Source organism: Pararhizobium sp. LjRoot235, assembly GCF_964254145.1.
Lineage (GTDB): Bacteria > Pseudomonadota > Alphaproteobacteria > Rhizobiales > Rhizobiaceae > Pararhizobium.
Genome location: NZ_CAXUSP020000001.1, coordinates 2,379,321 through 2,403,801 on the forward strand (window position 1 = coordinate 2,379,321; position 24,481 = coordinate 2,403,801).

20 protein-coding genes are annotated in these 24,481 nt (G+C 60.5%); 12 read left to right on the top strand and 8 right to left on the bottom strand.

The genetic code is table 11. The features are described from left to right. The first annotated feature begins 13 nt into the window (after positions 1–13). From ACSQ2Z_RS11375 to ACSQ2Z_RS11430, 12 genes are all read left to right on the top strand, one after another. On the top strand, positions 14–433 hold the full coding sequence (locus ACSQ2Z_RS11375) for a FixH family protein (RefSeq protein ID WP_436081297.1): 420 nt from the start codon (positions 14–16) through the stop codon (positions 431–433). Beyond that, positions 430–1,854, top strand: coding sequence for an efflux RND transporter periplasmic adaptor subunit (locus tag ACSQ2Z_RS11380; protein ID WP_436081298.1), 1,425 nt, complete (start codon positions 430–432; stop codon positions 1,852–1,854). The genes ACSQ2Z_RS11375 and ACSQ2Z_RS11380 overlap by 4 nt, the downstream gene beginning before the upstream one ends. Next, complete coding sequence (locus ACSQ2Z_RS11385) at positions 1,851–5,024, top strand: efflux RND transporter permease subunit (protein WP_436081299.1); 3,174 nt, start codon at positions 1,851–1,853, stop codon at positions 5,022–5,024. Before ACSQ2Z_RS11380 ends, ACSQ2Z_RS11385 begins: the two co-directional genes overlap by 4 nt. A gap of 185 nt (positions 5,025–5,209) precedes the next feature. Next, positions 5,210–5,617 (top strand): hypothetical protein, encoded by a 408-nt coding sequence (locus ACSQ2Z_RS11390; protein WP_436081300.1) that lies wholly within the window; start codon positions 5,210–5,212, stop codon positions 5,615–5,617. 137 nt (positions 5,618–5,754) lie between these two features. Then, on the top strand, positions 5,755–7,194 hold the full coding sequence (locus tag ACSQ2Z_RS11395; RefSeq protein WP_436081301.1) for a multicopper oxidase family protein: 1,440 nt from the start codon (positions 5,755–5,757) through the stop codon (positions 7,192–7,194). A 31-nt stretch (positions 7,195–7,225) separates the two neighbouring features. After that, positions 7,226–7,666 (top strand): DUF411 domain-containing protein, encoded by a 441-nt coding sequence (locus ACSQ2Z_RS11400; protein WP_436081302.1) that lies wholly within the window; start codon positions 7,226–7,228, stop codon positions 7,664–7,666. A 23-nt stretch (positions 7,667–7,689) separates the two neighbouring features. Beyond that, positions 7,690–8,295 (top strand): DsbE family thiol:disulfide interchange protein, encoded by a 606-nt coding sequence (locus ACSQ2Z_RS11405; RefSeq protein ID WP_436081303.1) that lies wholly within the window; start codon positions 7,690–7,692, stop codon positions 8,293–8,295. After that, positions 8,292–8,855: a TlpA family protein disulfide reductase gene (locus ACSQ2Z_RS11410; RefSeq protein ID WP_436081304.1), complete on the top strand. Its 564-nt coding sequence runs from the start codon at positions 8,292–8,294 to the stop codon at positions 8,853–8,855. Before ACSQ2Z_RS11405 ends, ACSQ2Z_RS11410 begins: the two co-directional genes overlap by 4 nt. Beyond that, positions 8,852–9,217: a hypothetical protein gene (locus ACSQ2Z_RS11415; RefSeq protein ID WP_436081305.1), complete on the top strand. Its 366-nt coding sequence runs from the start codon at positions 8,852–8,854 to the stop codon at positions 9,215–9,217. The genes ACSQ2Z_RS11410 and ACSQ2Z_RS11415 overlap by 4 nt, the downstream gene beginning before the upstream one ends. A gap of 3 nt (positions 9,218–9,220) precedes the next feature. After that, entirely contained in the window at positions 9,221–9,910 is a 690-nt protein-coding gene (locus ACSQ2Z_RS11420) for an SCO family protein (protein WP_436081306.1), read from the top strand. After that, positions 9,910–10,788, top strand: a complete 879-nt coding sequence (locus tag ACSQ2Z_RS11425) for a DsbA family protein (protein WP_436081307.1) — start codon at positions 9,910–9,912, stop codon at positions 10,786–10,788. The genes ACSQ2Z_RS11420 and ACSQ2Z_RS11425 overlap by 1 nt, the downstream gene beginning before the upstream one ends. Positions 10,789–10,790: 2 nt before the next feature. Then, positions 10,791–11,525, top strand: a complete 735-nt coding sequence (locus ACSQ2Z_RS11430) for a cytochrome c biogenesis CcdA family protein (protein ID WP_436081308.1) — start codon at positions 10,791–10,793, stop codon at positions 11,523–11,525. On the opposite strand, the gene ACSQ2Z_RS11435 is transcribed toward ACSQ2Z_RS11430, so the two are convergent. The 8 genes from ACSQ2Z_RS11435 to ACSQ2Z_RS11470 form a co-directional block, all read right to left on the bottom strand. Continuing rightward, positions 11,455–14,361 (bottom strand): STY4851/ECs_5259 family protein, encoded by a 2,907-nt coding sequence (locus ACSQ2Z_RS11435; protein WP_436081309.1) that lies wholly within the window; start codon positions 14,359–14,361, stop codon positions 11,455–11,457. The two genes, ACSQ2Z_RS11430 and ACSQ2Z_RS11435, sit on opposite strands and share 71 nt — an antisense overlap. Before the next feature lie 526 nt (positions 14,362–14,887). Beyond that, positions 14,888–15,508 carry a hypothetical protein gene (locus ACSQ2Z_RS11440; protein ID WP_436081310.1) on the bottom strand — a complete coding sequence of 207 codons (621 nt, stop codon included), beginning with the start codon at positions 15,506–15,508 and terminating at the stop codon, positions 14,888–14,890. A 56-nt stretch (positions 15,509–15,564) separates the two neighbouring features. After that, positions 15,565–15,969 carry a hypothetical protein gene (locus ACSQ2Z_RS11445; protein WP_436081311.1) on the bottom strand — a complete coding sequence of 135 codons (405 nt, stop codon included), beginning with the start codon at positions 15,967–15,969 and terminating at the stop codon, positions 15,565–15,567. Positions 15,970–16,298: 329 nt separating this feature from the next. After that, entirely contained in the window at positions 16,299–17,450 is a 1,152-nt protein-coding gene (locus ACSQ2Z_RS11450) for a patatin-like phospholipase family protein (RefSeq protein ID WP_436081312.1), read from the bottom strand. Beyond that, complete coding sequence (locus ACSQ2Z_RS11455) at positions 17,447–19,678, bottom strand: ThiF family adenylyltransferase (protein ID WP_436081313.1); 2,232 nt, start codon at positions 19,676–19,678, stop codon at positions 17,447–17,449. The genes ACSQ2Z_RS11450 and ACSQ2Z_RS11455 overlap by 4 nt, the downstream gene beginning before the upstream one ends. Positions 19,679–19,681: 3 nt before the next feature. Beyond that, on the bottom strand, positions 19,682–20,812 hold the full coding sequence (locus tag ACSQ2Z_RS11460; protein ID WP_436081314.1) for a hypothetical protein: 1,131 nt from the start codon (positions 20,810–20,812) through the stop codon (positions 19,682–19,684). 698 nt (positions 20,813–21,510) lie between these two features. After that, a complete protein-coding gene (locus ACSQ2Z_RS11465; protein WP_436081315.1) occupies positions 21,511–23,382 on the bottom strand; it encodes a TniQ family protein in 1,872 nt (623 codons plus the stop codon). Between the two features lie 11 nt (positions 23,383–23,393). Continuing rightward, a complete protein-coding gene (locus ACSQ2Z_RS11470) occupies positions 23,394–24,470 on the bottom strand; it encodes an ATP-binding protein (RefSeq protein ID WP_436081316.1) in 1,077 nt (358 codons plus the stop codon). Positions 24,471–24,481: the final 11 nt, after the last annotated feature.

Genomic DNA, 24,481 nt, shown 5'->3' on the forward strand with positions numbered 1-24,481 from the left:
CGACCCCGTCCGGATGAGATATCAAATCATGAGCAAAAACTTCTTCGGCGCGAGGACTGCGTTCCTCGCTGGTGCAATACTGTTCAGCACCGCCACCGCTTCCTTTGCCGGGGCGAAAGACTACGAATTCCAGGCCGTCCAGACCAACATCAAGCAGGGGCCGGGCACTGTCGTCTCCGTGCGCCTGGTCGACAAGCGGACGGGTAGGGCTGTTCCCGACGCCGTCATCTTCACCACCCGCATGGACATGGCTCCCGAGGGCATGGAGACGATGACCACGCCGGTAGAGGCGTCGGCCTCCACCGAAGCTGGCGTCTACGCCTTCACGACGAACCTCTCCATGGAGGGCGGATGGCGGTTCCAGATTGCCGCCAAGGTCCAGGGCGAACCTGAGACCGTCCAGGATGAACTTGTCCTGAAGGCAGTACCGTGAACACGTCGTCGCGCCTGATTGCCACGCTCTCCCTCGCCGCGATTGCCGGCGGAGGAGGCTACTGGGCTGGGAAGAACGATATCGGCTCACAGTTGCAACAACGGCTTGCGATCCGGATGGCCGAGGCGGAGCCAAAACCGCAGCCGACGGGGAGGGTCGTCTATTACAGCCACCCGGACGGCCTGGCCGCGTATTCCGGCACACCGAAGAACACGGACGACGGGCGGCCATTCGTGGCCGTCCATGAAAGCGAGGATGTCAGCTTCAGCGCGACCGGAGCCGCGGCCCCTGCGGCTGAAACTGCGTCCGCGGCGGCCGAGCGCAAGGTCCTGTACTACCGGAACCCGATGGGTCTTCCGGACACCTCGAAGGTGCCGAAGAAGGATTCCATGGGTATGGACTACCTTCCGGTCTACGACGGTGAGGAGGCTGAAGCCTCGACCGTCAAGGTGTCGCTCGGCAAGCTACAGCGGACTGGCGTCAAGACCGCGGTCGCGGACTTGGCGACGGTCAGCCGCAAGATCCGCGTGCCTGGAACGGTGACGCTCGATGAGCGTATGGTCAGCATCGTCTCGATGCGTGCGGACGCCTTTGTGGAAGATGTCGCCGATGTCACGACCGGTGACCGGATCACCAAGGGAGAAGACCTCTTCCACTTCTATTCGAAGGAGATCGCAACGGCCGGGGCCGAATACGCGACCGAGATGCGCAACGGCGGCAAGCCGGGTCCCGATACGGGGTCGGCTCTGCGGCTGAAGAATCTGGGCGTGCCGACGGCGACGATCACCAGCATCGCGGCCGAGCGGAAGGTGCCCCGGAGCATCGCCTACACGTCGCCGCGCGACGGCGTCGTGCTGGAGCGCATGGCGGTGAGCGGCATGATGGCCGAGGCGGGAGATATCCTGTTCCGCATCGCCGACGTGTCAAAGGTCTGGGTGATCGCCGACGTTCCTGAGTACGAACTGGGCTCCGTCCGCAAGGGCGCGGTCGTCTCCGTGATCGTCCGCAATCTGCCGGGCACGACGTTCAAGGGAAAGGTCGATCTGATCTATCCCGAGGTTGAGATGCAGACCCGCACAACGAAGGTCCGGATCGAGTTGCCCAATCCGGACGGGCGACTGATGTCCAACATGTATGCCGAGGTTGAGATCGAGGCCGGAGCCGGAAGCGCGGTGGTCGCCGTTCCCAATAGTTCGGTCATCGATACGGGCGACCGCCAGATCGTCTTCCTCGACAAGGGCGAGGGCAGGTTCGAACCGATGGATGTCTCTCTCGGTGTCCGTGGCGAGGACATGACCGAAATCACCAAAGGAATTGCCGCCGGCGACCGCGTGGTCGTGTCTGCCAACTTCCTGTTGGATGCCGAAAGCAACCTGAACGCAGCATTGAGCGCCATGACGGCGGACGAGGTGAAGCCATGATCGCGCATATCATCTCGTGGTCCGCCCGCAATCTCCTGCTGGTCTTCTTCGGCGCGGCGCTGTCCATCGCGGGCGGCGTCTATGCGCTGCGCACCTTGCCGCTTGATGCGATCCCCGATCTCTCCGATGTCCAGGTGATCGTCTTCACCGACTATCCGGGACAGGCTCCGCAGGTCGTCGAGGACCAGGTCACCTATCCGCTGACGACGTCGATGCTGACCGTGCCGAAGTCGAAGGTGGTGCGCGGCTTCTCGTTCTTCGGCGTGTCGTTCGTCTACGTGATCTTCGAGGACGGCACCGATCCCTACTGGGCGCGTAGCCGCGTGCTCGAATATCTGAATGCCGCTGCCAGCCGACTGCCGGACGGGGTGTCGCCGAGCCTCGGCCCGGATGCTACGGGCGTGGGCTGGGTCTACCAATACGCCGTCGTCGCTAAGGAACTGTCGCTGGCAGAGCTTCGGTCGCTGCAGGACTGGGTCGTGCGCATCGCCGTCTCCAAGTCGGAAGGCGTGGCCGAGGTGGCCAGCGTCGGCGGCTTCGTCAAGCAGTATTCCATCGTCGTCGATCCGGCCCGCCTGAAGGCGCAGAACGTCTCGCTGTCGGACATCTCCGACGCCGTCCGCACCAGCAACCGCGACGTCGGCGGCCGGACCGTGGAAATCTCCGAGTTCGAGTTCATGGTGCGCGGCAAGGGCTACCTGCAGGGCATCAAGGACATCGAGAACATCGTCCTGAAGACGAACGCGGGCATTCCGCTGCGTCTGTCCGACGTGGCGAGGGTCGAACTGGTCCCGGACGAGCGGCGCGGCATCACCGAGCTGAACGGCGAGGGCGAGGTCGCCAGCGGCATCGTCCTTCAACGCGTTGGGGCCAATGCTCTGACTGTCATCGAGAATGCCAAGGAGAGCCTTGCGGCGATCCAGGACAGCCTGCCCGCCGGAACTGAAATCCTTCCCGTCTATGACCGTTCGAAACTCATCGAAGCGGCCATCGAGACCCTGAAGGGCACGCTGGTCGAGGAATCGATCGTCGTCGCTCTGGTGACCATCGCCTTCCTGCTGCATGTGCGCAGCGCGCTGGTGGCCATCATCATGCTGCCGATCGGCATCCTGATCGCCTTCATGGCGATGCGGGCGCTCGGCCTCGGCTCGAACATCATGAGCCTGGGCGGCATCGCCATCGCCATCGGCGCGATGATCGACGCCGCCATCGTCATGATCGAGAACGCGCACAAGCATCTGGAGCGCGCGCCGGACAAGCCGAGAACGGAAGTCCTGATCGACGCTGCAAGCGAGGTCGGTCCGGCGCTGTTCTTCAGCCTGCTGATCATCACCGTGTCGTTCCTGCCGATCTTCACGCTTGAATCGCAGGAAGGCCGCCTGTTTGGTCCGCTCGCCTTCACCAAGACGTTCGCCATGGCCGCCGCCGCGCTGCTGTCGATTACGTTGGTGCCGGCATTGATGATCCTGTTCGTCCGGGGCCGCATCGTTCCGGAACACAGGAACCCGCTCAACCGCCTGCTGATCTGGATTTACCGTCCCGTCATTGCTGGCGTCCTGAAGGCAAAGACCCTGACTATCATGGCGGCCATTGCCATTCTCGCCGTCACGGCCTGGCCTGTGCAGCATGTCGGCAGCGAGTTCATGCCCAGTCTCGACGAGGGCACGCTGATGTACATGCCGACCACCCTGCCAGGCCTGTCGGTGACCAAGGCGGCCGAGCTGATGCAGACGCAGGACCGCATCATCAAGTCGTTCCCGGAAGTGGAGACGGTGTTCGGCAAGGCGGGGCGTGCGCTGACCGCAACCGATCCGGCTCCGACCGAAATGTTCGAGACCATCATCACGTTGAAGCCGAAATCCGAATGGCGGCCGGGCGTCACCTCCGACAGCCTGAAACAGGAGATGGACGCCGCGCTGCAGTTCCCCGGCGTCTCCAATGCCTGGACCATGCCAATCCGTGCCCGCATCGATATGCTTTCGACCGGGATCAGGACGCCCGTCGGCGTGAAGGTCTACGGCACGGATCTCAAGGAGATGGAGAAGGTCGCACGGGATATCGAGACCGTCCTCAAAGCCGTGCCGGGAACGTCTAGCGCCTATGCCGAGCGGGTCATCGGCGGATACTACCTCGACATCATCCCAGACCGCATGGCTCTGGGGCGGTACGGTCTTTCCATCGACGACGTCCAGGACGTCATCGCGATGGCTCTGGGATCCGAGGTCGTGACGTCGACTGTGGAGGGCAGGGAGCGGTACGGGGTCGCCATCCGGTATCCGCGGGCGTTTCGAAGCGATCCGCAATCCATCGCCCGTGACGTCCAGGTATCCCTGCCGGGAGGCGGCACGGTCCCGCTCGGGGAAGTCGCGGAGGTCAAGCTCACCCGCGGTGCTACGACCATCCGCACTGAAAACGGCCAGCTTGCCGTCTACATCTTCGTCGACATCGCCAACCGGGACCTCGGAGGTTACGTGGCGGAAGCCCAGGCTGCCGTAGCGGCAAGCGTTGAGATGCCGCCGGGCTATTCGGTCGCCTGGAGCGGCCAGTTCGAATATCTCGAACGGGCGAAGGCCCGCCTGACGATCGTCGTTCCGCTGACGCTCGCGCTCATCTTCCTGCTGCTCTTCCTGAACTTCAAGGCGCTGACCGAAACGCTGATCGTCATGCTGTCGCTGCCGTTCGCGCTGGTCGGCGGCATCTGGATGATGTGGTGGCTCGGCTTCAACGCCTCGGTTGCCGTCGCGGTCGGCTTCATCGCGCTCGCGGGCGTTGCGGCGGAGACCGGAGTGATCATGCTCATCTACCTCGACCAGGCTCTGAGGGAGCAGCGCGCGCTCTGCGAGACTGAAGGACGAGACTTCACCCGAGCCGACCTTCATGAGGCGATCATGGTCGGCGCTGTCGAACGCGTCCGGCCGAAGATGATGACTGTCGTGGCGATCATGGCGGGCCTGGTGCCGATCCTCTGGAGCACGGGTGCCGGGTCGGAAATCATGCAGCGCATCGCCGTGCCGATGATTGGCGGGATGATCTCGTCGACCATCCTCACGCTTGTGGTGATCCCCGCGATCTACGGGCTGGTCAAGGGTTGGCGGCTCTCGGCGCGTTCGGAGGCCCGCGCGGCCTCGATCGGGGCAGACGTGACGGCCCTGAAGGAGGCCGCGGAATGACAGGAGGAAGCCATGATAAACGACATGATGGGCAGCGGAATGATGTGGGGCATGGGGCTCGCGGGCCTTATCGGGATCGTGGTGATCGTTCTCGCGATCGCGGCGCTCATCAAGTATTTGTTCTTTCGCTGACGCATGCGCCCGCGTCGTCGATCGACGGTTCACGTGGCGGCCGGCCGAACGCTATGAGACGCAACAATGGCTTGTTTTTAACCCAGTTCGGCGTAATTCTTCGTGTCATGAGACACTGGTCGGCTCGAAAGCTCTACGCTTTGGTCCTCGCGGTCTTTATCGCCGCGGGGATGAGCCTGTCGGTTGCTCAGGCAAGCGGCATGAACGCCAGGATGGCGACAATGTCCGAGATGGACATGTCGGCTCAAGGCGACTGTCAGGACTGCCCCGACAAGCATACTGACAAAGGCATGAAGGCCTGCGGCGTCGTCTGTGCAGCCGCCGTGTTCGCAATGCTTCCGGCAGCGACGCTCATGCGCGAGCCTCGCAAGCTTGCTTTCTTTGCCAGGCGCGACCCGCTCCTGCGCGGGAAAGCATTGCCGCCCGATCCCTATCCGCCACGAACCTCCGACATCGGCTGATGTCCGACTGTCGCGTCAAGCGACCGGGCCGGGCAAGCGAACGTATGCGCTGTTTTTGCGCCGAGCGGCCAACACGGTGAGAGAGCCCACCAAGGGCCGATGCGTTCCCTCATCCACGATGATTGGAAGGATCGAATGTGAATACCCAATTCAATGGCCTAGTGTCGCGCCGGGGATTGCTCCGGACTGGCGCTGGGCTCCTGTTGACCGTTGCATTGCCGCCATTGCTGGGACACGCGGCGGGCTCCAACGAGTACCGGATCGTCGCCGCGCCAGCCCGTGCGCGTCTTGCTGGTGCAGGTCGCCCGGAGACGGATGTCTGGGCCTATGACGGCACCATACCGGGCTCGCTCGTGCGCCTGCGCCAAGGCGAGCCAGCCCGTCTCGTCGTCGAAAACAGGCTCGACCAGGAGACCACCGTCCACTGGCACGGAATCAGACTGCCCAACGCCATGGACGGCGTTCCCGGCCTGACCCAGCCGCCGATCAAACCGGGCGGGAGCTTCGTCTACGAATTCACCCCGCCGGATGCAGGGACCTTCTGGTACCACCCGCATGCCAATAGCCTTGAGCAGCTCGGCCGCGGTCTGGCCGGACCGGTGATCGTCGAGGAACGCCAACCCGTCGCCGTCGACCGCGATCTTCTCTGGCTGCTCACCGATTGGCGGTTGACCGACGAAGGCGGGATCGCCTCCGGCTTCGGCAACCGTATGGAGGCGGCGATGTCCGGCCGCGTCGGCAACACCGTCACACTGAACGGCCAGGTCTCGGAGGCGGAACCGGTCCGGGCCGGAGAGCGCATCCGCCTGCGCCTCGTCAACGGCTCGCTCGCTCGTATCATGGCGTTGCGCTTTGAGGGGCACAGGCCCTTGATCGTCGCGATCGACGGTCAGCCCTGCGATCCGCACGAGCCCGAGCGCAGGCGCATCCTGCTCGGTCCCGCCATGCGCGTCGATGTCATGCTCGACATGCAGGGCGAACCGGGTCGGCGCTACGGCGTCATCGACGATTTCTATGACGGCCTGTCCTATCTGGTGACGCAGCTCGCCTACGACGACAGTCCGCCAGTCCGCGAGCACCCTCTCGACGCCTCGCTTGACCTGCCGCGCAATCCTTTGCCGGAACCCGACCTTGCCGCGATCGAGCGTCATGGCCTGACCCTCCAGGGCGGCATGATGAGCGGCATGGGTGGCATGCAGGGCGGGGGGATGATGCATGGAATGATGAGCATGGTCGGCAGTCCGACATGGACGATCAACGGCATGTCGATGACCGGTGACGGCCATGCCGGCATGCAGCCTGCCCTCACATTCCAGCGCGGTCGCAGCATCATCCTGGTGATGCGCAACGAGACCGCCTGGTGGCACCCGATGCATTTCCATGGCCACAGCTTGGCGGTGCTGAACCGAAACGGAATGTCCGTACCGCACCGCCAATGGCAGGACACGGTGCTGATGGCACCGAAGGACGTCGTCAAGGTCGCCTTCGTCGCCGACAATCCCGGCGACTGGATGCTGCACTGCCATGTCATGGACCACCAGATGGCAGGCCTGATGACCGTGTTGCGCGTCGCCTGAACCAAACAGATCTATCCAAGGAGAAACCGAAATGAACCGTACAATCCGCTTCGCCAGCCTCACCGCTCTCATCGCCTTCGCGTCACCTGCCCTCGCCGAACCGCTTCAGGCGACGCTCTACAGGAACCCGCAGTGCGGCTGCTGCGAGGGTTATGCCGCCTATCTCCGCGACAACGGCTTCACTGTCGACATCAAGCCGACCAACGACCTCCTCGAGATCAGCCACAAGGCCGGCGTGCCGGAAGGGATGGAAGGCTGCCACACGATGTTCATCGACGGCTACGTCATCGACGGCCACGTGCCCGTCAACGTCGTCCGCAAGCTCCTCACCGAGAAGCCCGCGATCGCCGGCATCACCCTGCCGGGCATGCCGATGGGATCGCCTGGCATGACCGGCACCAAGACTGAAAAATTCGTGATCTACACCGTGCCTAAGGACGGCAAGTCACCGTCCGTCTACGCGACGGAATAACGTCGGAACAGGAGGTCATCACCATGGCCCATATTTCAACGGACGATACATCGAAGACGGATGGCCCTTCGGTATCGCGCCGCCGGCTGCTTCTGGCCTTGCCGGCGGTAGGTTTTGCCGGACTTGCCGCGGTGTTTGCCTGGAGCGTCAGCCGCGATCCAAGCCAGCTTCCATCGGCATTGATCGGTAAGACCGTGCCAGCTTTCGATCTGCCGCCGGTCGATGGCCGGACCCTCGGCCTGGCGAGCAAGAATCTCTACGGCGAAGTCTCCCTGGTCAATGTCTTTGCTTCCTGGTGCGTCGCCTGCCGGGGCGAGCATCCTTTGTTCATGCGTCTCGCCGAGCGCAGGACAGTGCCGATCCATGGCCTGAACTACAAGGACCGGCCACAGGATGCGGCGCAGTGGCTGAACACGCTCGGCGATCCCTACACCCGCACCGGGGCCGACCGGGATGGTCGCGTCGCCATCGACTGGGGTGTCTACGGCGTGCCCGAGACCTTCGTGGTCGGCGCTGACGGGCGCATCGCCCACAAGCACATCGGACCGGTGACCGAACAGGCGTTGCGCGAGACGATCCTGCCGCTCGTCGAGCGACTGCGTCGGAAGGCGAAGGGAGGCACTTCATGAGGCGGCTCCTCTTCGCCGTTCTGGCAGTCCTTGCCATTGCAGGGCCGGGGTACCCCGGCCCGCTGCAGAGTTTCGTGCTGCATGAGACGCCGGCACCTGTGCCGGAGCTTCAGTTCACCGACGGCGAAGGAGAGCCGCTCTCGCTCGCGGGTTTCCGCGGCAAGGTCGTGTTGCTCAATGTCTGGGCCACCTGGTGCCTGCCTTGCCGGAAGGAGATGCCGACGCTCGATCGGTTGCAGGCCGCGCTTGGCGGGAGCGCTTTCGAGGTCGTCGCACTGTCGATCGATCGAGGTGGAGCAGATGCCGTGAGGAAGTTCTACGCCGAGATCGGCATCCGGCATCTCGCCATTCATGTCGATACCTCCAGCCAGGTCGGCTTTGCGCTGGCAACGGCCGGGCTGCCGACGACATTGTTGATCGATGCGGAGGGCAGGGAGCTTGGACGGCTGATCGGCCCAGCCGAATGGGACGCACCCGACATGGTCGCATTCCTCAAATCGATCATCGACAAGGAAGGGGATCGCCTTGCGACCCCTCGGAACAAGGAGAAATCGCTATGAGCATACCAAATTCTGCCGAAGCGCATCCTCGTGCGCCGTCCCGACCGCTGGCCGACAGGCTTCCTTCGTGGCTGCAGGGGCGGCGGGGACTCATCGCGCTGACAGCCACCGTGGTCGGTCTCGGCCTGGCGCTCAACTGGAGCTGGCTGGTCGCGGCCGGTGCCGCGCCCCTGCTGCTGAGCGTCCTTCCCTGTGTCGCCATGTGCGCGCTGGGACTCTGCATGAGCCACATGGCTGGTTCAAAGGACAAGGCATCGTCGACCATCTCCTCGGAGGGCGAGACGGCCACCGGTTCGCCCGAAATCCCGCGGTCGTGCTGCTCATCCGAGCAAAGCGGTGCGACCACTGCTCTTCGAGGGTGACCCATGCGTGTCCTGCAGTTGGCGATGCTTGCGATCGCCGTGATGATGGCCCCGATTACATCAGTCCTGGCGCACTCGCTCGAAGAGGTCGATCAGGATCTCCGCGACAGAGAGAAATATTTCCAGGCCGTCGACAGCGAAGCGCCGGGATTCACACTGCAGGACGCTGGCGGCCGAACCGTCAGCCTCTCAGGCCTGCGCGGCAAGGTCGTCGTGCTGAATTTCGTCTACACGAACTGCTCGGACGTCTGTCCGCTGCATGCCGAACGGATCGCTGAACTTCAGACGATGATCAACCAGACGCCGATGAAGGCGATGGTCGAGTTCGTCACCATCACCACGGACCCGAAGCGCGACACGGGGCCGGTCCTCAGCGACTATGGCGAGGCGCACGGTCTTGATCCCGTGAACTGGGAGTTCCTGACGGTCGCAACGGACCAGCCCGAGGACAGCACCCGCAAGATCGCCGAGGCCTATGGGCTCAAGTTCACTGAGGGCGAGGAAGGGATGCAGATGCACGGGATCGTCACCCACGTGATCGACCAGGACGGCCGCCTTCTCGCCCGCTTTCACGGCCTCCAGTTCGAGCCGGTCAATCTGGTGGTCTTCGTCAACGCACTCACCAACAGCACGCAGAAGCCCCACGGGCATCAACAGCCGAGTTTCTGGGACAAACTTAAAGGAGCATTCTGATGACATCCGACGTACCCAGCAGTCCGACGTCCGGCGCGTCCGGAGTCCACCCCGACGCTGCAGAAGCGGCCACGGATGCGGCTGATGTCGGGCGATCGCCCCAGCCCGCAAAGCCGACCCGGAGCTTGAGGCCTTGGGTGTTCGGTTCCTTCGCTCTCTCCGCGGTGTCGGCGGTTCTTTCTGTCCTGGCGTTGCTGTTTGCCGCAGGAGTCCTTGCGCCCCTTGGCGATACCACCGATCTCGAACGCCAGCTACGCTCGTATCTCCTCGCCAATCCCGAGGTCATCGTCGAATCCGTGAACAGCATGGACGCCCGTCAGCAGGCCGCGGAAGAGAACGAGCTGACCGCCGTTCTTGCGCAACGGCACGACGAAGTCTTCAACGATCCAAACTCGCCGGTCGGCGCCAATCCGAAGGGCGATGCCATTCTGGTCGAATTCTTCGACTACAACTGCCCGTACTGCCGCAGCGCGACGCCGATACTCGATAAACTCGAACAGGACGACAGGGGACTGCGCCTCGTCTTCAAGGAATATCCAATCCTCGGCCCCGGCTCGATCTTCGCTGCCCGCGCCGCGCTCGCGAGCCAGAAGCAGGGCAAATATCTTGCCTTCCACAAGGCCATGATGACCCACGAAGGTCGGATCACGGAGACGTCCAGCCTGGAGGTCGCAAGTGAGATCGGGCTCGATGTCGAGCGGTTGAAGAAGGACATGCAAGACCCTGCGATCGACGAGGCCATCAAACGCAATGTCGCACTCGCGCAAGCGCTGCGCATCTCGGGCACGCCGACCTTCGTCGCGGGCAAGGAGATTCTGCGGGGTCTCGCCGATGCCACGGCGATGAAGCGGCTGATCGCATCGGCACGCGGGAGCTAGGCATGTCAGCTATCTCCAACATCGGGCTGATTACGGCTTTTTCGGCGGGACTGATCTCGTTCCTGTCTCCCTGCGTTCTGCCGCTCGTGCCGGGCTATATCTCATATGTTTCCGGCAACGCGCTCGGCCGAAACGATGATGCGGGTGCCGGCCGCATGGCGACACTGCTGCTTAGCCTTTGTTTCGTGCTCGGCTTCTCGACCGTGTTCGTGGCGCTCGGCGCGACGGCCACGGCGTTCAGCAGGCTCCTTCTGTTCTATCGATATGAGGGAACCCTGATTGGCGGCGCGATCGTCATCCTGCTTGGCGTGTTCATGACCGGCCTCGTCCGCGTGTCGTGGTTCGAACGCGACATGCGCTTCCATGGCAGCATTCGCGGCGGCCGGTCGCTCGGAGCGTTTCTGCTCGGACTGGCCTTCGGCTTCGGCTGGACCCCGTGCATCGGCCCCGTGCTTGGCGCGATTCTGACCGTCAGCGCGCTGTCGTCGACGGCGTCGGCGGGCATTGTCCTCCTGGCAACCTATTCACTCGGCCTGGGCATTCCGTTCTTGCTGTCCGCAGCTTTTGCCGCTCGCCTCACGCAGCGCCTGAAAACCATGCGCCGGCTGGGGCGAACCCTGCAGGTCGGCGCGGGCGGTGTGATGGTTGCGATGGGGGTCGCCATGATCACCGGCTCGTTGTCGACCTTCTCCTTCTGGCTCCTGGAGAATGTTCCGATGCTCGCGCGGATTGGCTAAAGGACGAGGGCGTGACATGCGAAAAACACTTGAATGGCAAGGCGGGCTCACCCGACTCTCTCCCACTCTGCGAGCGCCGCGTCCTGCCAATCCACAAAAATGATAAGTCACGCTCTAGGGCAATCACACTCTCAATTCTTTCGCCGCTAGCGGCAAGGAGCAACCGGCAAAGCAGGCTCGGGTGTTGAGGAAGATCGCGCGTGAGATCCATCGCCCGAGGACTGAGCCCCCGTAAAGAGTGGATTGTACGAACGATACGGGAGATAGTTGGCCCAGAAGACGGATCGGTCGCGGCCCGGTTCAGCAACATTTCGTAAGCCCGGCGCCGCGTGAATTCATCTTGAATAAGTGAGGCCTGAGCCACCTCATCGACGGCATCCGAAAAAATCACATCCTGAGCGCCGGCCGTCACCGTCGGCCTCGTTGTCACGGCGTCGCCCTTTCTCCGGTAGACAAGCAGCGGCCCAGGAATCCCGGCAGGTAATAGCAAGCCCACATTGGGGTCCTCGTTGAGCACGTGCTCTTCGTCAGGATGCTGCAACGGCCGTACAACGGCAATTTCGCCGTCCGCCGGTGCGGTGGCGAATTCAACTGAAAGTCCTGTGATTATGGCCTTCTCTTGTGGTCGACGAATGCTGCAGATTGCTCGATGGCTGTCGTCTAGCAAAACAATGCTTGGCCCCCGCTCGTTCGATAGCCCCAGCAAGCTCTGTGCAAGATCTACGAAGCGAACCATCGGGGTCTCACCTTCGAGCTTTCGAGAGATGAGAGCCCGGTTCACTCCGGCGCCTCGCAAATCCAGATCGACAAGCACCGGTCGATTGGTGAGGAGAAGTGATCCGCGTAATTCGGCAAGAGACATTTCCGGCCGATCGTCGCGGACTTTCCCATCGGAGTCCAAAAGCACGGTATGTCTCGCCGTGAGATGAAGCCGCGCCTTGACGGACAAGCCCGCAGGATCCGTGATCTGGATTCGCTGATATCCGTTCTTGGTACCGGCCCATGGGCACAGCCAGCCGTTTGCGGTCCTTTCAATCGTGGCCGCGACGGCGCCTTGGGCGTCCAGCGCATCAATCTTCCAGCCCGCTAAGTTTGACCACCCGACCCTAGCGCCGCCATCGTCAATCTGCCCTCCGACCCGGAAGTTATCAGGCAGAACAAGCACACGGGCACGATCGATGATGAATCCTTCATCGTCATGCCATTGAACCGTTATGACACCCAAGACATCATCACGTCTATCGATCGGGCGACCTGACTTGAGGATTCGAACGGCTCCGTTCATACCTCCATCGCCGTCCTTACCAAACTGCCTAGGCCTCAACGGAGCTTCGACTGCGACGAGGGAGGTGTCTTCAAAGATCAAATCTGGAAGGAAAAGCTTTTCGAACTCAAGACGTCTGTCATCCGAGGTTTCGGCGGCTGATTGCACGCGATATCGCTCGCCGGCCGTCGTTTCGATCAGCGCCATTCCGTCGATCTTCCAAAGCGTGGTCGCCGAGTCTTTCCAAACGCGTTCCACGCTACTGCCCTCGTGGGCCAAAACGGTAGAACCTTGTGGGGTCAAAGCGAACAGAAAGGGCAGCGTCGATCGTACGGAGCCGGTGGCGAGCAATTCGAGACGGTCTTCCCGATCGGTTGGCCGGAGCACTACGCAGTTCGAGGTGCGCGGTGATCCGCCCGGCCAGCAAACTGCCGGTATAGGCTTGCCATCGCGCAACAGGTTTACCGCGATGGTTTCCGAAAATCGCACCGGACCCACAAGGTCGACCTTTCCGGTGCTTTGGGATGTCACTGTAAAGCCGCCGCTTTTATCGGTATCAGACCGGTAGAGTTGCGCGAATTCGCGAGAAATAAGCTGGCCCGCGCTTCCTGAAAAATATGCACGAAAACGGCCTTCGCTAAAGCTAGCAAGCGCATCGAAGGCTAGTTGTCCGTCAGCGAGAGCGATGAAGCCTTGCTTCCAATCGCCGGAGGGAACCCGATATAGATATCGTCGCAGACCGACGCCGTTTCCACGTGCGCGAGGCTCGACCGTGAGCAAATTATTGAATAATCGATTGCAGGCGCCGACATCCTCTGGAAGATGGATTGGAAGCCGCTCCCGCCATCCGAAGTCGTGAGTATCGAGCCAACCGGCTGGATTTGCTTGATGCTGATCGCGGGGAAGTTTCACCTTGCACGCTCGCAAATGCCCGATCAGCTCTGCTGTTAGCTCGTAGATGGTCTCGTCCCGATAACTGTCCGGGAGTATTTCGGCGCGGCTTTCGGCGTAATCCATTAATGCATCGTTTGTGGGGACCGCGGCGCTAGACAGCGCGTCTTCCATCACTCCCTGAAAGAAACGCCGAACCCGGTTGCCTGTCTCGCCTACTATAAGCGCGGAGGGAAGCCCGCCGTTAAGAGCTAGGGTGAGGAGGAATTCGCGACGTTTTCTGCTTGAATGACGGCTGATCTTCGGCGCTTGGCCCCACCATTTCAATCCAGCATCTGCGATATCGTTTCTATCGCTCACAGTAAGCGCGTGGGGAACGACGCCGATATGCGACCATACGCGCCAAAGTGATTTCGCCTCCCGACGATACCATTCGGACGTTACAAAGGCGAAGACCGCGCAGAGTGGTCCGTTGGCGGGGTCGAGCATGGCAGCAAAATTTTCAAGAATGGTGCGGCCGCGATCGAATTCTTCTTGCGAAATCCGATATCTGTATATGGCCTGGCCGTTCGGCCGATCAAGCGCCTGACGCCTCAAAATGTCATCAAGCAGTCTACGCGCGGGAGATAGCCTATCCCGTCGCTCCCCATTTAGTACGTTTCCTTTGAGCACAACACCCACGCGAATCTTTGTTCCATCCCCACATGCCGATCAACACACACTTAAGGCGATTGGTCCAGAGGCGATGAGGAGGAGAACATTGAATCTGCGACGTTTTCTTGGGTTGCGCCTGAAATAAAGCCCATACACACTGTGCTTGGAATAACACTCCTGTTTTCTGAGGATGTCGACTTCCAATTTCTGCTCCCAGTTGAGAGCGCCACCGAATGGTACTTGGACACGGCGTAACGTTGAGTGTTGGAAGCGACCGAGCGGTGATCCCAAAGTTACTTGCCGAATAGCCAACCGAGAATGCCTTTTCGAGCCGGCTTAGACAACTGTTCGGCGGGCTGCGGCTCGACTGGTGTCGCAGATGGCGGTGAGGAGCGCGCCGGGGTAACAGGACGCTCTGGATTGGGATGGGTGGTTTTGGCCGCAGCGGTCCGCGTTGCCGATGCCACCTCAATGCGCTCTCGTTGAGGAGCAATCCCGCGTTCGATGAAGTCAAGGATAGGAGCCGGTACTTCGAGGGATTCCTTCGCACGGGTCAAGGCGACGTATAGTAGCCTGATCTCGGCGGGATCAGGTCCGCCAGACTTCCCGTCACTTGGAGTGCTCCGCAGAAAGTCGTCCGTGAGGCGAACCGACTTCCACTCACGACCCTTCGATTTGTGCCCGTCGAGATAATGATATCGGCCTTCTCCTCGTCCACAGTTCGGTTGAGCGCCCACATTAACTGCTTTTCGCCTCGCTTTTCTACGAGATTGACGAACATAACCAGATGGGCGCCTTCATCGGTCCGGGCGAAATCGACGACCTCGTTCCACGACTTGAAACCGAAGAAAGCAGGACAGGATGAAGGTTCATTCTCTTTGAGAGACTGGACGCCGCGGAGCATGTCCATCAGTTCAGACTTTTCGCCAACAAGATGGGGCTTGCGACCAGCATCCAAGGCTTCGATCACGGCACCGATGGTGCTGGCGTTCGTGCGGGCGAGGATCGCCTGCGGGTTCGTGCTGCCGATCCTGCTTGCAATGCCAGGATTGCCCTTTACAGGCTGACGCTCACCCAACTTCACCAGCATCTTCGTCGCAAGATCGGCTATGGCGTCACCGAAGCGGAACGATGTCGTGAGATAGGTGCTCGCATCGGTCTCGATGGATTCCATCGCATTCACCGCGCCCCGCCACTCATATATCTGCTGGTATCGGTCGCCCACGTAGATTAGTTGCGCCCGCGATTATCACAGGTCTGCCGATGGGTTCTGAACTCAAAGATGGATAGCCCGGCGAAAGCGCTGGACTGATTTTCAACTATCGATCGCCTGGTCGTTAGCGTCGGATCGCCAGCCCACACGTTCTGCATTAAATGATCGTTCACGTTCTCGTAGACGGCAAAGTGCATCGCTGGTTGCTGGTAGTTAGAAGTTTCATTCCACCAGTCGCAAATCGCCTTCGCATGGGAACGGGTTCCAGCATTCTGGAAAGTCAAACTAAGGAATTTTTGTGGGACGTAAAACATCGGCGTGGCCTTTAGAGAGCGCTTTCTCAAATCCTGCGCGTTTTTGACGAATGTCACCACAGTGGCGGGCGTGCCCTTCGCCGAAGCCGGTGTGTATGCGAGTTTCACTCAGGCAACGGAGCGATGACCTACGAACACACATAGAGATGAGCGTCCGGATAGCCGCCGAAATCAGTTGCCGAGGGAACATGTCTGCTTGGTCCTCGATGCTTTCATTCGCGACGAGGATCCAGAACTCCAATGGGCTCGATCCGGACGCGAATTAGCGGCTGCGGAATTGCCGTTGACCGACCTGACCCTCCAAGGCGTGCACTCAGTACTAGATCTTTTCGACGTGGCCTCAGCCTGCGATATCGCATGGCTTCCGATGGTTATGGGAGAGTGGCGCGAGGGGGCTCTCGGCAAACTCATAGCCCAAGGAATTGCTTTGTATGGACTTACAGCGAGTCGTCGTTCTTCGTCCGGGATACAAATCTTCCGCCAGCAAACTTAGCTAGCGTGAGATGCGCCACTTCAGCTCCATGAGAAGCCAGCAGATCAAAATTCTCCGCCTCGATTTTCAAGAGATCAGTAGGGTAGTTCAGGCAGAACCCACATTGCTCGTCTGACAATCCTGGGAGCTTTCCGGCCGCCGGTGTGAATTTCCGAGCAGACGTCCCAAGTCTGAAAAGGAAGCCATCGATATCTTTGTCGCGGATGGACTTTATAAGCATTCGAGACCGAAGCGATCGTATCTGGTCGCTGGTGATATCGAACAGACGCGGCGCGGCCAAGCTTCCTTCGCGCAGCGCTCGAAAAAGACTTTTCGGCTTCCCCAACGGGCCGGATGCATCGCTACAGACGAGCACGTCACATCCATCGAGCCCCTTCATCGGCTTGTATAGTTGCTCGAGCGCCATATTCTCGTAAGCGCCGCCATCCCAAAGGCGGACCATAGAAGTAGGCGGGACTTTCGTACGCAAGGGCTTCTTGGTCGCCGGATCCGTCTCCCACCACCCTTCAATCGGCAGCTTGAGACGAAGTGCTCCAATCGCATACGGTACCGCCGCCGACGCGGCGATCGCGTCAGAAACGGGAACGTCTGGGCTGTAGTGCCGGCCAAACTGCCAGTCGCCCATCGAGTCGTGCGTAAAGCGCCAGTTCTTTCCAGTTTCGTAGCACGTGGTATTGATGTGCCAAACCGGTGTACTGGGCAGATCGCAAAGCTTCAGGCCAATTCCCCATTTCGTTTGCAGAAGCTCTGAAAGAATGTGTGCCCGGCGATTTAAGATCCGCACGTTCTTCTTCAGCAGGCCCGCAATGCCGAGTGCCTTGAGACTGAAAAGATCAGTTTCGGTGAGTCGTGTTCGGAGCCGCGGATAGATCTCTGCCAGAAAGCGTTCCGATGAAGGCCATTGTCCGTCAGCCTCCGAAAAAATTGCACCTGTCACAAGACTGCCGCCAGAGACCGTCGATATCTGGACGACTTGTTCCAGCATTTCTGCTTCAGCCAGGCGCCGGAGCACACCTAGATGGAACACGGCCGCACGGATGCCGCCTCCAGAGAGCGCAAGGCCGATACGAGAGGAACGCCCGCTCGTGCTTGTCATCGGACGCTCCCGACCATCATCCCGATATCGTTTTCTGAAACGATGAACGAGATCGCCGGAAACCCATCGATGTTGGAGATCAAGGAAAGGTCGTAAATCTGACCGACATCGATCGCGCTCGGCGCGGCGGATGCCCCTTGGGGATGTGAATGCCACTCGCCTAAATAACGAACTTGTCCTCCCGAGCGCTGTTCTGCCGTCTCGATCATCTTTCGCAGACCGATCGTCCCTCGAACGAAACTGTACGGTTTCCCGATGCTGTCTGCTGGCGGCGTCGGAGCGTGAACGGCGGTGATGACCTTGGCTTCGAAGTCGATGAGGCCGAGGAGGGGTCCTCCGGTCTCGTTCGGCAATGCCGCCGCTCTGCGGCTTGCTAGCTCACCGCGCAGGCTCTCCGGACATAGGACCTTCCATTCCCCCATGCGGCGCGTCGAGACGTCCGGTGACAAGCGAATGGCCTCCACCGCGTCATCTTCATCTACCGTCCAGATCCTCAGTGACGGCTCGGGCGAGCCCATACCCTTCGATATCCCCGAAGCGATGAGGGCGGCGAGAACACCGACGCGCGACGTGGGAATCTTGCTCGTGAGGGCTCGGCAGGCGCCGGTGTAGCGCATCTGCTGGCCAGCCGCGAAATGGGTTTCCAACGACGGGTTGATCAGAACCTCTCGCAGATAGACTGCCTCGATATCCCGAAGCGTCGTGTTCCGGTCCGCAGCTTCGATCATCAGGACGGCCGATCCTCCATCAGGCGTGAAGAATGCGCAAACGCGGCGCGCGTTGCCTTCCCGGTCGGACAAAAATCTGGAAACAGGGACAGATGCAGACGCGTCGATGATAAGCTCGGCACCGTCGAGAGCACTTGCCAGCCCGTCAGAGATAACCTCGCCAAGTGTGTTTTCCACGATCGCCTTCGGTGCAACGTCCGACCGGATCGCGAGCAGGCGCTCGGCGACACACGGAGCCTTAAGCAGGCCGAAATGACGACGGTTCAGAACGTGCCTCGACAGGTTGTGCGGCAGCAACGCGTCGTCGTCGACGACCGTCCACTCGAAAAATCCTTCGCGGGTCAGAAGTTCTGCCATTACGGAGCCAAGAGATCCGGCCCCAATTAGCACGGCACGCCGCTTGTCAGCGGCCTCGTGTCCGGTGATCCGTGCGGCAGCATCCGCATCCATTTCGGTGTGAACTTGTGCCACCTGCGCCTCGAAATTGGACAGGCTGTCAATATTCGTTTTCGGAAAGAGGCTCCTGAGATACCTGACGTCAGCACTATGGGAACTGTCATTCCGATCGAGCACGCCGAGCGCGACCCCAATCTGACCAGGACTGACCTCTGCTAGAAATGCCATCGGTTTTGTCGCGCCAATGACGCCGGTGCGTGGATGGATCTGAGGAAAGCGTGCTAGCACGCAAAAGACCCATTTCGCGTCATCGTCTCGTTTTCCACCCTCGAACCAATCCTCGACCGTTGTCTTCAGCCGGTCGACAAACGTCGGGTCTCGATCCATCAGCAAAGCGACGAGGTCGGGCAGCCTGCGTGGCGCGCGACGAATTCTTTTCATCTGCTGCGGTTCAACGTCGACCTGAACGACGTGGACGTTGATCACCTGCTGATGGAAACCGTCTGCATTGGCAGAAGTTATCAGTAGAAACCGTCCGGTCTTGTCAGCCGTCCACACGTTGAGTTTCTGACCGGCGTCCATTGCAGCAATGCCATCCGACGTTAGGATGACTTGATGTGGGCTGCTGTAGCCAAAGAACGGATCGAATGGCTGGTCGTCGCCGTGCAGTTCACCTTGCCCCGCCTTTGCGAACCACTGCGAAATACGGGCAACCAGTTCAGAGGCGGTGTATCCACTTCGAACATCTTGCCAAGGGCGATCATCGATGCAGAGCATCGACGGAAAACCTTCTGGGACTATGTTTTGGTGCGGTGTGTCCGGAAAGTCTTCCCGCGCAACGGCAACGGCGGGTGCGCTCGCCCGCCCTGTCACGAAGCAGACCGACACCGTCTCACAATCGCGGATATCGTAGACTGGACGTTGCGGGACTTCGACCCGGAGTTCGAACGTAACGATCTCCATACCATCGTTGGGAAATCGGCGACATTCTTGGACCGAGGCAAAGTCCTGACACGATTCTCTCAGATATCGAACAGTCGCTGCCGCCAGCGGAATGGCGACAGCAGACGGATCGATGATCTCGCTTCCGTCCGGCTGCCACATGGATTAGCCGGCCCGTGTCGTCGTCGAAGAGGCGGCCGCGGCAACCGTTGGCATCGCCGCCGCGATCATGACTGCAACGCCGGTCCACGAAATCTTGAGCTTGATCGGCTTCGGCGCCGATTGCCGCGGCGTCTCCATCGTGACCAGGAACTCGCCTTCGGAGTCCTTGATGATTTCCCTGTAGTAGTTCGCTGCTTGGCGGTGAGGGGGCTGAGCGTCCTCATCCTCGTCAGATCCCTTGAGAGGGATCGGCCAGCTCGGCGAGATGATCTTTTCCTTCTTGTGAGCAAGCTCTTCGAAGAGCCACTTCACCTCGTCGACCGGCTCTGTCTTGTCCTCGCCCTTGTCCGGAGAGAGGCTCTTGTACGAGCAATGATGGAAGAGCTTCAGGATGTCCCACTCCAGACGGTGGGTGTTGTTATGCTTCTTCGTGGTCTTGATCATCAACGAAAGCGTCTCGTAGTTGATGTCGGAGCCGAGCAGGGCGTAGCTCTCACTGCCTGCTTCGCGGAACGTCGCCTGCACGACGATCGAGCCTTCGTTGCGATCCTCGAGCCCGTCATCACTCCGCCAAGCGAACGGCGAATGGACGAAGAACTCGACGCCGTCGGCAGCCTTGTCGAAGCTGGGAACAAGCTCGCCGGCGTCTACGATGCAATCGCGGCGATCTTCAACGGTCAGGTCCCATTCCGCCAGGTACTCTGCAAGCTTCCCCGGACGGGAGAAGACCTTGATGCCGTAACCTTCCTTTAGGCGATGGCGCGCTTCAGCTCGGATGGTCCACGCATCGCCCTCGAGATTGGTTTCGGTGATCGCGTCGGCAGGCACCCACATCTCGTCGATCTTCGGGCGACCGTCGCCCTGGAGAAGGGTCGCATGGTCCCACCAGAAGAAGTCACGAGCACCACAGATGTGGTCGTCGTCAAGATGGGTGAAGGCCACCGCGCGGAACGAATCGCGTTCGGCGTCTGCCATGTCGTCCTTCACCGCTTTGGCAAGATCGATGCGTTTGTCGTGGGGGTCGTTTGCGTTTCGCATATTGGCGAAATCGAAAAGAACGAGATCGTCATTGGCTAGACGGATCAGCGTCGTGTCGGCGTTGCCGATAGGGTAGAACGTCATGAAGGCAGGCATTCCAAGTATCCTTTCGAATAAACCGTAGGGCGGGTTGGACCCGTTTTGTTCCCCTCAGTACATTTCGAGCGTTGAAGCTCGCAGGAATTAACTCGTCAGTGCGTGGTGGTGATTGAGGATATGTTCCTATCCGCCACCAGATTGTTGCTCCCGGCCTTACTTGCTGTTTCCCTAGCAATTCTCTTATTTTACGTTCTTAACCATTGAGCGCGTCCGATTATCAAAAACCGAATGTGCGATGTTTTCAATAATTCCCGGTCGTTACGTCGCCGAAATGAGCTGTTTAGTTTTGCATCTACTAGGACGGTGCTGACGAGGAGCCTTTCAGGTCGCCTTTTTGAACTTTAATCCGGCCTCCGAATACTCGCCTCGCCCAACAAATTTATGCCGGGCGAGGGATATTCTGCGTCATTTAGATGGCTGCCGGACAAAATGGATGGCTGCCTACAATGCATAGACCCCACTGAAATAGCACGTTTTGACCTGATGGATTGAAAAATCCCAATGATTACAATATCCGGCATCTAGGCCTACGTCGCCGATGTCACAATCCGCCCAACTGCTGAGTCACAAACTGATGCCGACCTAGCTTCCCCAAAACGCCGGGCAAACAAAAACCCGCCTAAGCGGGTTTCCATCAACGTGGGAGGCGGGACATCAATCCTCGGCTCCGCGCCTTCAATTTTCCGGTTCCGATCTCAATCGTGAACTGCCGGCAGCGCATCCCTTCGGTAGAACGTAGCCGATCCAGGCTCCTCGAAAACGGGCATGATCCCAGCCGCCGTCAGCCGCTTCTTCACCACCGCGATCTGCCCGCGGGCTTTCGCGAATTCGAAGAGCGAGATGTAGGTATCCTGAAACTCCTCCAAAGCAGACGGCGAAACGTATCTCTGCGGCACTCGGTGTAGTGGGTTCGCGGCTTCGACGGTTTTCAGAAGTCCGGTTGCCGCGAGCCGCTTCACGGTTTTCGTGGTGGTCCCCAGCATGCGCTCGGCACACTGGAATGTGATGCCGGGAGGTGCGGCGACCTGGATCGCAAGCTTCACCGCAAGGGGATCGACGAAGATTCCGTCGAAGCCGACTTCCGCGCCCTGACGGCTATCCACGACGACTTTCGTTATGGTGCCGTCTAGGATGAGACTGATGATCTCTCCATAGCTCCGGTTTACGATCTTCGTCATATCCAGCAGGTTCCTCATTCCTTGCTCGGGGAAGCCGCGTGGCAGATGTTCCAGTCGCTCCAGGAATTCGAGATAGGATGCCTTCCGGAGTCGGCTGCGACGGCGACGGTCGCGATCCTTCTCAACCACAAGCCCCCGGCGGACGATGTCGTCCAAGGCCGCGCCGCTGATGCCGAATCGTGCCTTGGCTTCCTCTGCGGGCAGACGATCCCGCCAGTCTGCGATGAGTGCGTCGAAGGTCTCGGCGGCGATCACGACCCGCCCGTCGCCCGTCTGCCCCGAACCCGCAGGAAGGAGGCCTGCGGAATCGAGTATGCTCCTCAACGTCATCCGGTGGATGCCATGAGTGACTTCGGCCGTCCTGATGCTGTGAAGACGTCTTGGCAGCGCGCAGCCGAGAAAGGCGTCTTCCGGCCCGAGCGCGTGGTTCGAATGGGCATGCTCGGCGACGAACCGGACTACGTCGCGGTATCCTTTGTCATCGGTCCGGCTCGCCAGCAGCTCCTGAAGTCTGCCGTAAAGGGTCTTGAAGTGGCCACGTCGGGAGGCGCGCCAGACATTCTTGTCTCGTTTGCTGAGAAACTCGCGGAGGCCGTCGTATCCACTGCTGGTGATCCGGAACCCGGCAATGACGGCAGCCTGACGATCCTCGCCAGAGGCGACAGTGCGCTTGTACCGATCGCCGAACAGCTCCATGCCGCCGATGACTTCCGTGACAAGCAAAGCCGCCGGGACAGGCATCTCATCGAGCATGCGAGATTCCGCACCATTGAGCATGCTATCATCAGCACTAGCCTCGACGTAGGTATCAACACAGGCACCGCTACCAGCGCCGCCTGCCGCCGCCTTCTCGATCCGACCCTGGAAGTAGATATCGGACGCGAGATCGGCGGCAGCAGCCAGATCCGCGTCATGCGTTCCCCGGTGACGCGCCAGGGTTCCCACAAAGTCTCCGTAGGTGAACCTATCATAGTCCGGGCCGACGACAGCAAGTGGCACTCCATGGATGGCGCAGCGCCCAAGCGTGCGCAGCATCCAGCCGAACCGCAGCCGCGGCCGGGCCTCGACGCGTCCCGTACCCCGTTCGATGTCCTCACCGATGCAGCACGGGCACGCCCGCGCCGACTTCGCCCAGATGTCCTTGAGATCGAACGTCATGCCCAAGGCCCGGATCGTGCCACCGATCTTGACGAGATCGTGGTGCCTGAGCACCGCTGGCTTGATCCCTGTGACGGCCGACACATGGTCGTAGTAACCCGGCTTCTTGTTGTAGCGCGCCATGATGCCGCCATGGATCCGGAAATCCCAGAGTGGCACCCCTCGTGTCACCGAAAGGCGAGAGAGATATGCTGCCAGAGGCTCGTCAGTAGCGATTTCGATCTTCTGCATCAGTCGGTCTCCTACTTTTTCGTCTTGGGGCGCTTCGGCTGCATGCTACGGCCTTCCCCTACCAGTTCCTGCATTGAATTCGCGGGAATGATGTCCTTCCAGTTCTCCACCGCGGTAAAGATGTTCTGCGACGGGCGGCAACCGCTCTCGAGCGCATAAGCGGAAGCGAATACGTCGGGGCCGACGGTCTCGCTGCCACGTCGCAACGCGATCTCGCATACGTGCCGGGTCGTCTGGATCATCGACCCGAATGCACCGCAGGAGGCGTGGAGAAGGCGATGAACGAATTCCTCACTGAGGATCATCGGGTCTGGAGCAAGACCGGCTTCGGCAGTCACGATCTTCTTGATGATCTTCGTCATGATCGAGATGTCTTCCGGGAAGGTCATCCGGCGGAACTCGATGACCTTGCTGCGCTCCTTGAGCTGGCGGTTGGTCTGGCCAGACTGGTCGAGGAACCCCGCCAGTTCGGGAACGCCGCTAAGGATCAGATGCAGAGGCCATCCCGGAATTTCGAGGAGGCTCTTGATCACATCGGCGACGGTTTGCAGTTCCTTGACGGTGTCGCTTCTCAGGACGTGCTGGAGCTCGTCGATCGCAAGAAACAGGACGCGCTGCTCGCGGAGCTGATCTTTCCAGAGTTCGAACAGTTCGCTGGCTGACAGGCGAGGATTGTTGACGTGGTAGCCGAGACGCTTGAGGCCGTCCTTGGCGAGCCCCTTGACGGTGAGCGGCTTGGGAGCCTCCATACTGATAAGAGGATAGAACAGCGAACCGTCAGCCGCCTTACGCGGTGCGAACTCGGCTCGCTTGGAGATGTGCTTCTCGACTGCCGTCGTCTTTCCCGAACCGGACTCACCGACTACGAACAGCGCACGCCGTTTGCCGGACTTCCCGAACAGCTCCGCCGCCGAATTCACGATCAAGGCCTCGTACGCCTCATCGAGCTTGATGTCGCGGGCGGTGCCGATATAGGCCGTGTTCATCCCGCCAACCTGCTCCGCTCGCGTACGGAGCTTGGAATCCATCGTCTCGAGAAGGGCTTCCGCGGCCTCGCGGAAAAAGGCGTCGTAGGTCTTGGTCGTCATTGTTCTCTCCC

What these genes read in the sequence shown, in the direction of transcription:
- ACSQ2Z_RS11375 (WP_436081297.1), top strand. Translation starts at nt 14, where the DNA reads ATGAGATATCAAATCATGAGCAAAAACTTCTTCGGCGCGAGGACTGCG.
- ACSQ2Z_RS11385 (WP_436081299.1), top strand. Translation starts at nt 1,851, where the DNA reads ATGATCGCGCATATCATCTCGTGGTCCGCCCGCAATCTCCTGCTGGTC.
- ACSQ2Z_RS11390 (WP_436081300.1), top strand. Translation starts at nt 5,210, where the DNA reads ATGAGACGCAACAATGGCTTGTTTTTAACCCAGTTCGGCGTAATTCTT.
- ACSQ2Z_RS11400 (WP_436081302.1), top strand. Translation starts at nt 7,226, where the DNA reads ATGAACCGTACAATCCGCTTCGCCAGCCTCACCGCTCTCATCGCCTTC.
- ACSQ2Z_RS11405 (WP_436081303.1), top strand. Translation starts at nt 7,690, where the DNA reads ATGGCCCATATTTCAACGGACGATACATCGAAGACGGATGGCCCTTCG.
- ACSQ2Z_RS11410 (WP_436081304.1), top strand. Translation starts at nt 8,292, where the DNA reads ATGAGGCGGCTCCTCTTCGCCGTTCTGGCAGTCCTTGCCATTGCAGGG.
- ACSQ2Z_RS11415 (WP_436081305.1), top strand. Translation starts at nt 8,852, where the DNA reads ATGAGCATACCAAATTCTGCCGAAGCGCATCCTCGTGCGCCGTCCCGA.
- ACSQ2Z_RS11420 (WP_436081306.1), top strand. Translation starts at nt 9,221, where the DNA reads ATGCGTGTCCTGCAGTTGGCGATGCTTGCGATCGCCGTGATGATGGCC.
- ACSQ2Z_RS11425 (WP_436081307.1), top strand. Translation starts at nt 9,910, where the DNA reads ATGACATCCGACGTACCCAGCAGTCCGACGTCCGGCGCGTCCGGAGTC.
- ACSQ2Z_RS11430 (WP_436081308.1), top strand. Translation starts at nt 10,791, where the DNA reads ATGTCAGCTATCTCCAACATCGGGCTGATTACGGCTTTTTCGGCGGGA.
- ACSQ2Z_RS11440 (WP_436081310.1), bottom strand. Translation starts at nt 15,508, where the DNA reads ATGGAATCCATCGAGACCGATGCGAGCACCTATCTCACGACATCGTTC.
- ACSQ2Z_RS11450 (WP_436081312.1), bottom strand. Translation starts at nt 17,450, where the DNA reads ATGACAAGCACGAGCGGGCGTTCCTCTCGTATCGGCCTTGCGCTCTCT.
- ACSQ2Z_RS11455 (WP_436081313.1), bottom strand. Translation starts at nt 19,678, where the DNA reads ATGTGGCAGCCGGACGGAAGCGAGATCATCGATCCGTCTGCTGTCGCC.
- ACSQ2Z_RS11460 (WP_436081314.1), bottom strand. Translation starts at nt 20,812, where the DNA reads ATGCCTGCCTTCATGACGTTCTACCCTATCGGCAACGCCGACACGACG.
- ACSQ2Z_RS11465 (WP_436081315.1), bottom strand. Translation starts at nt 23,382, where the DNA reads ATGCAGAAGATCGAAATCGCTACTGACGAGCCTCTGGCAGCATATCTC.
- ACSQ2Z_RS11470 (WP_436081316.1), bottom strand. Translation starts at nt 24,470, where the DNA reads ATGACGACCAAGACCTACGACGCCTTTTTCCGCGAGGCCGCGGAAGCC.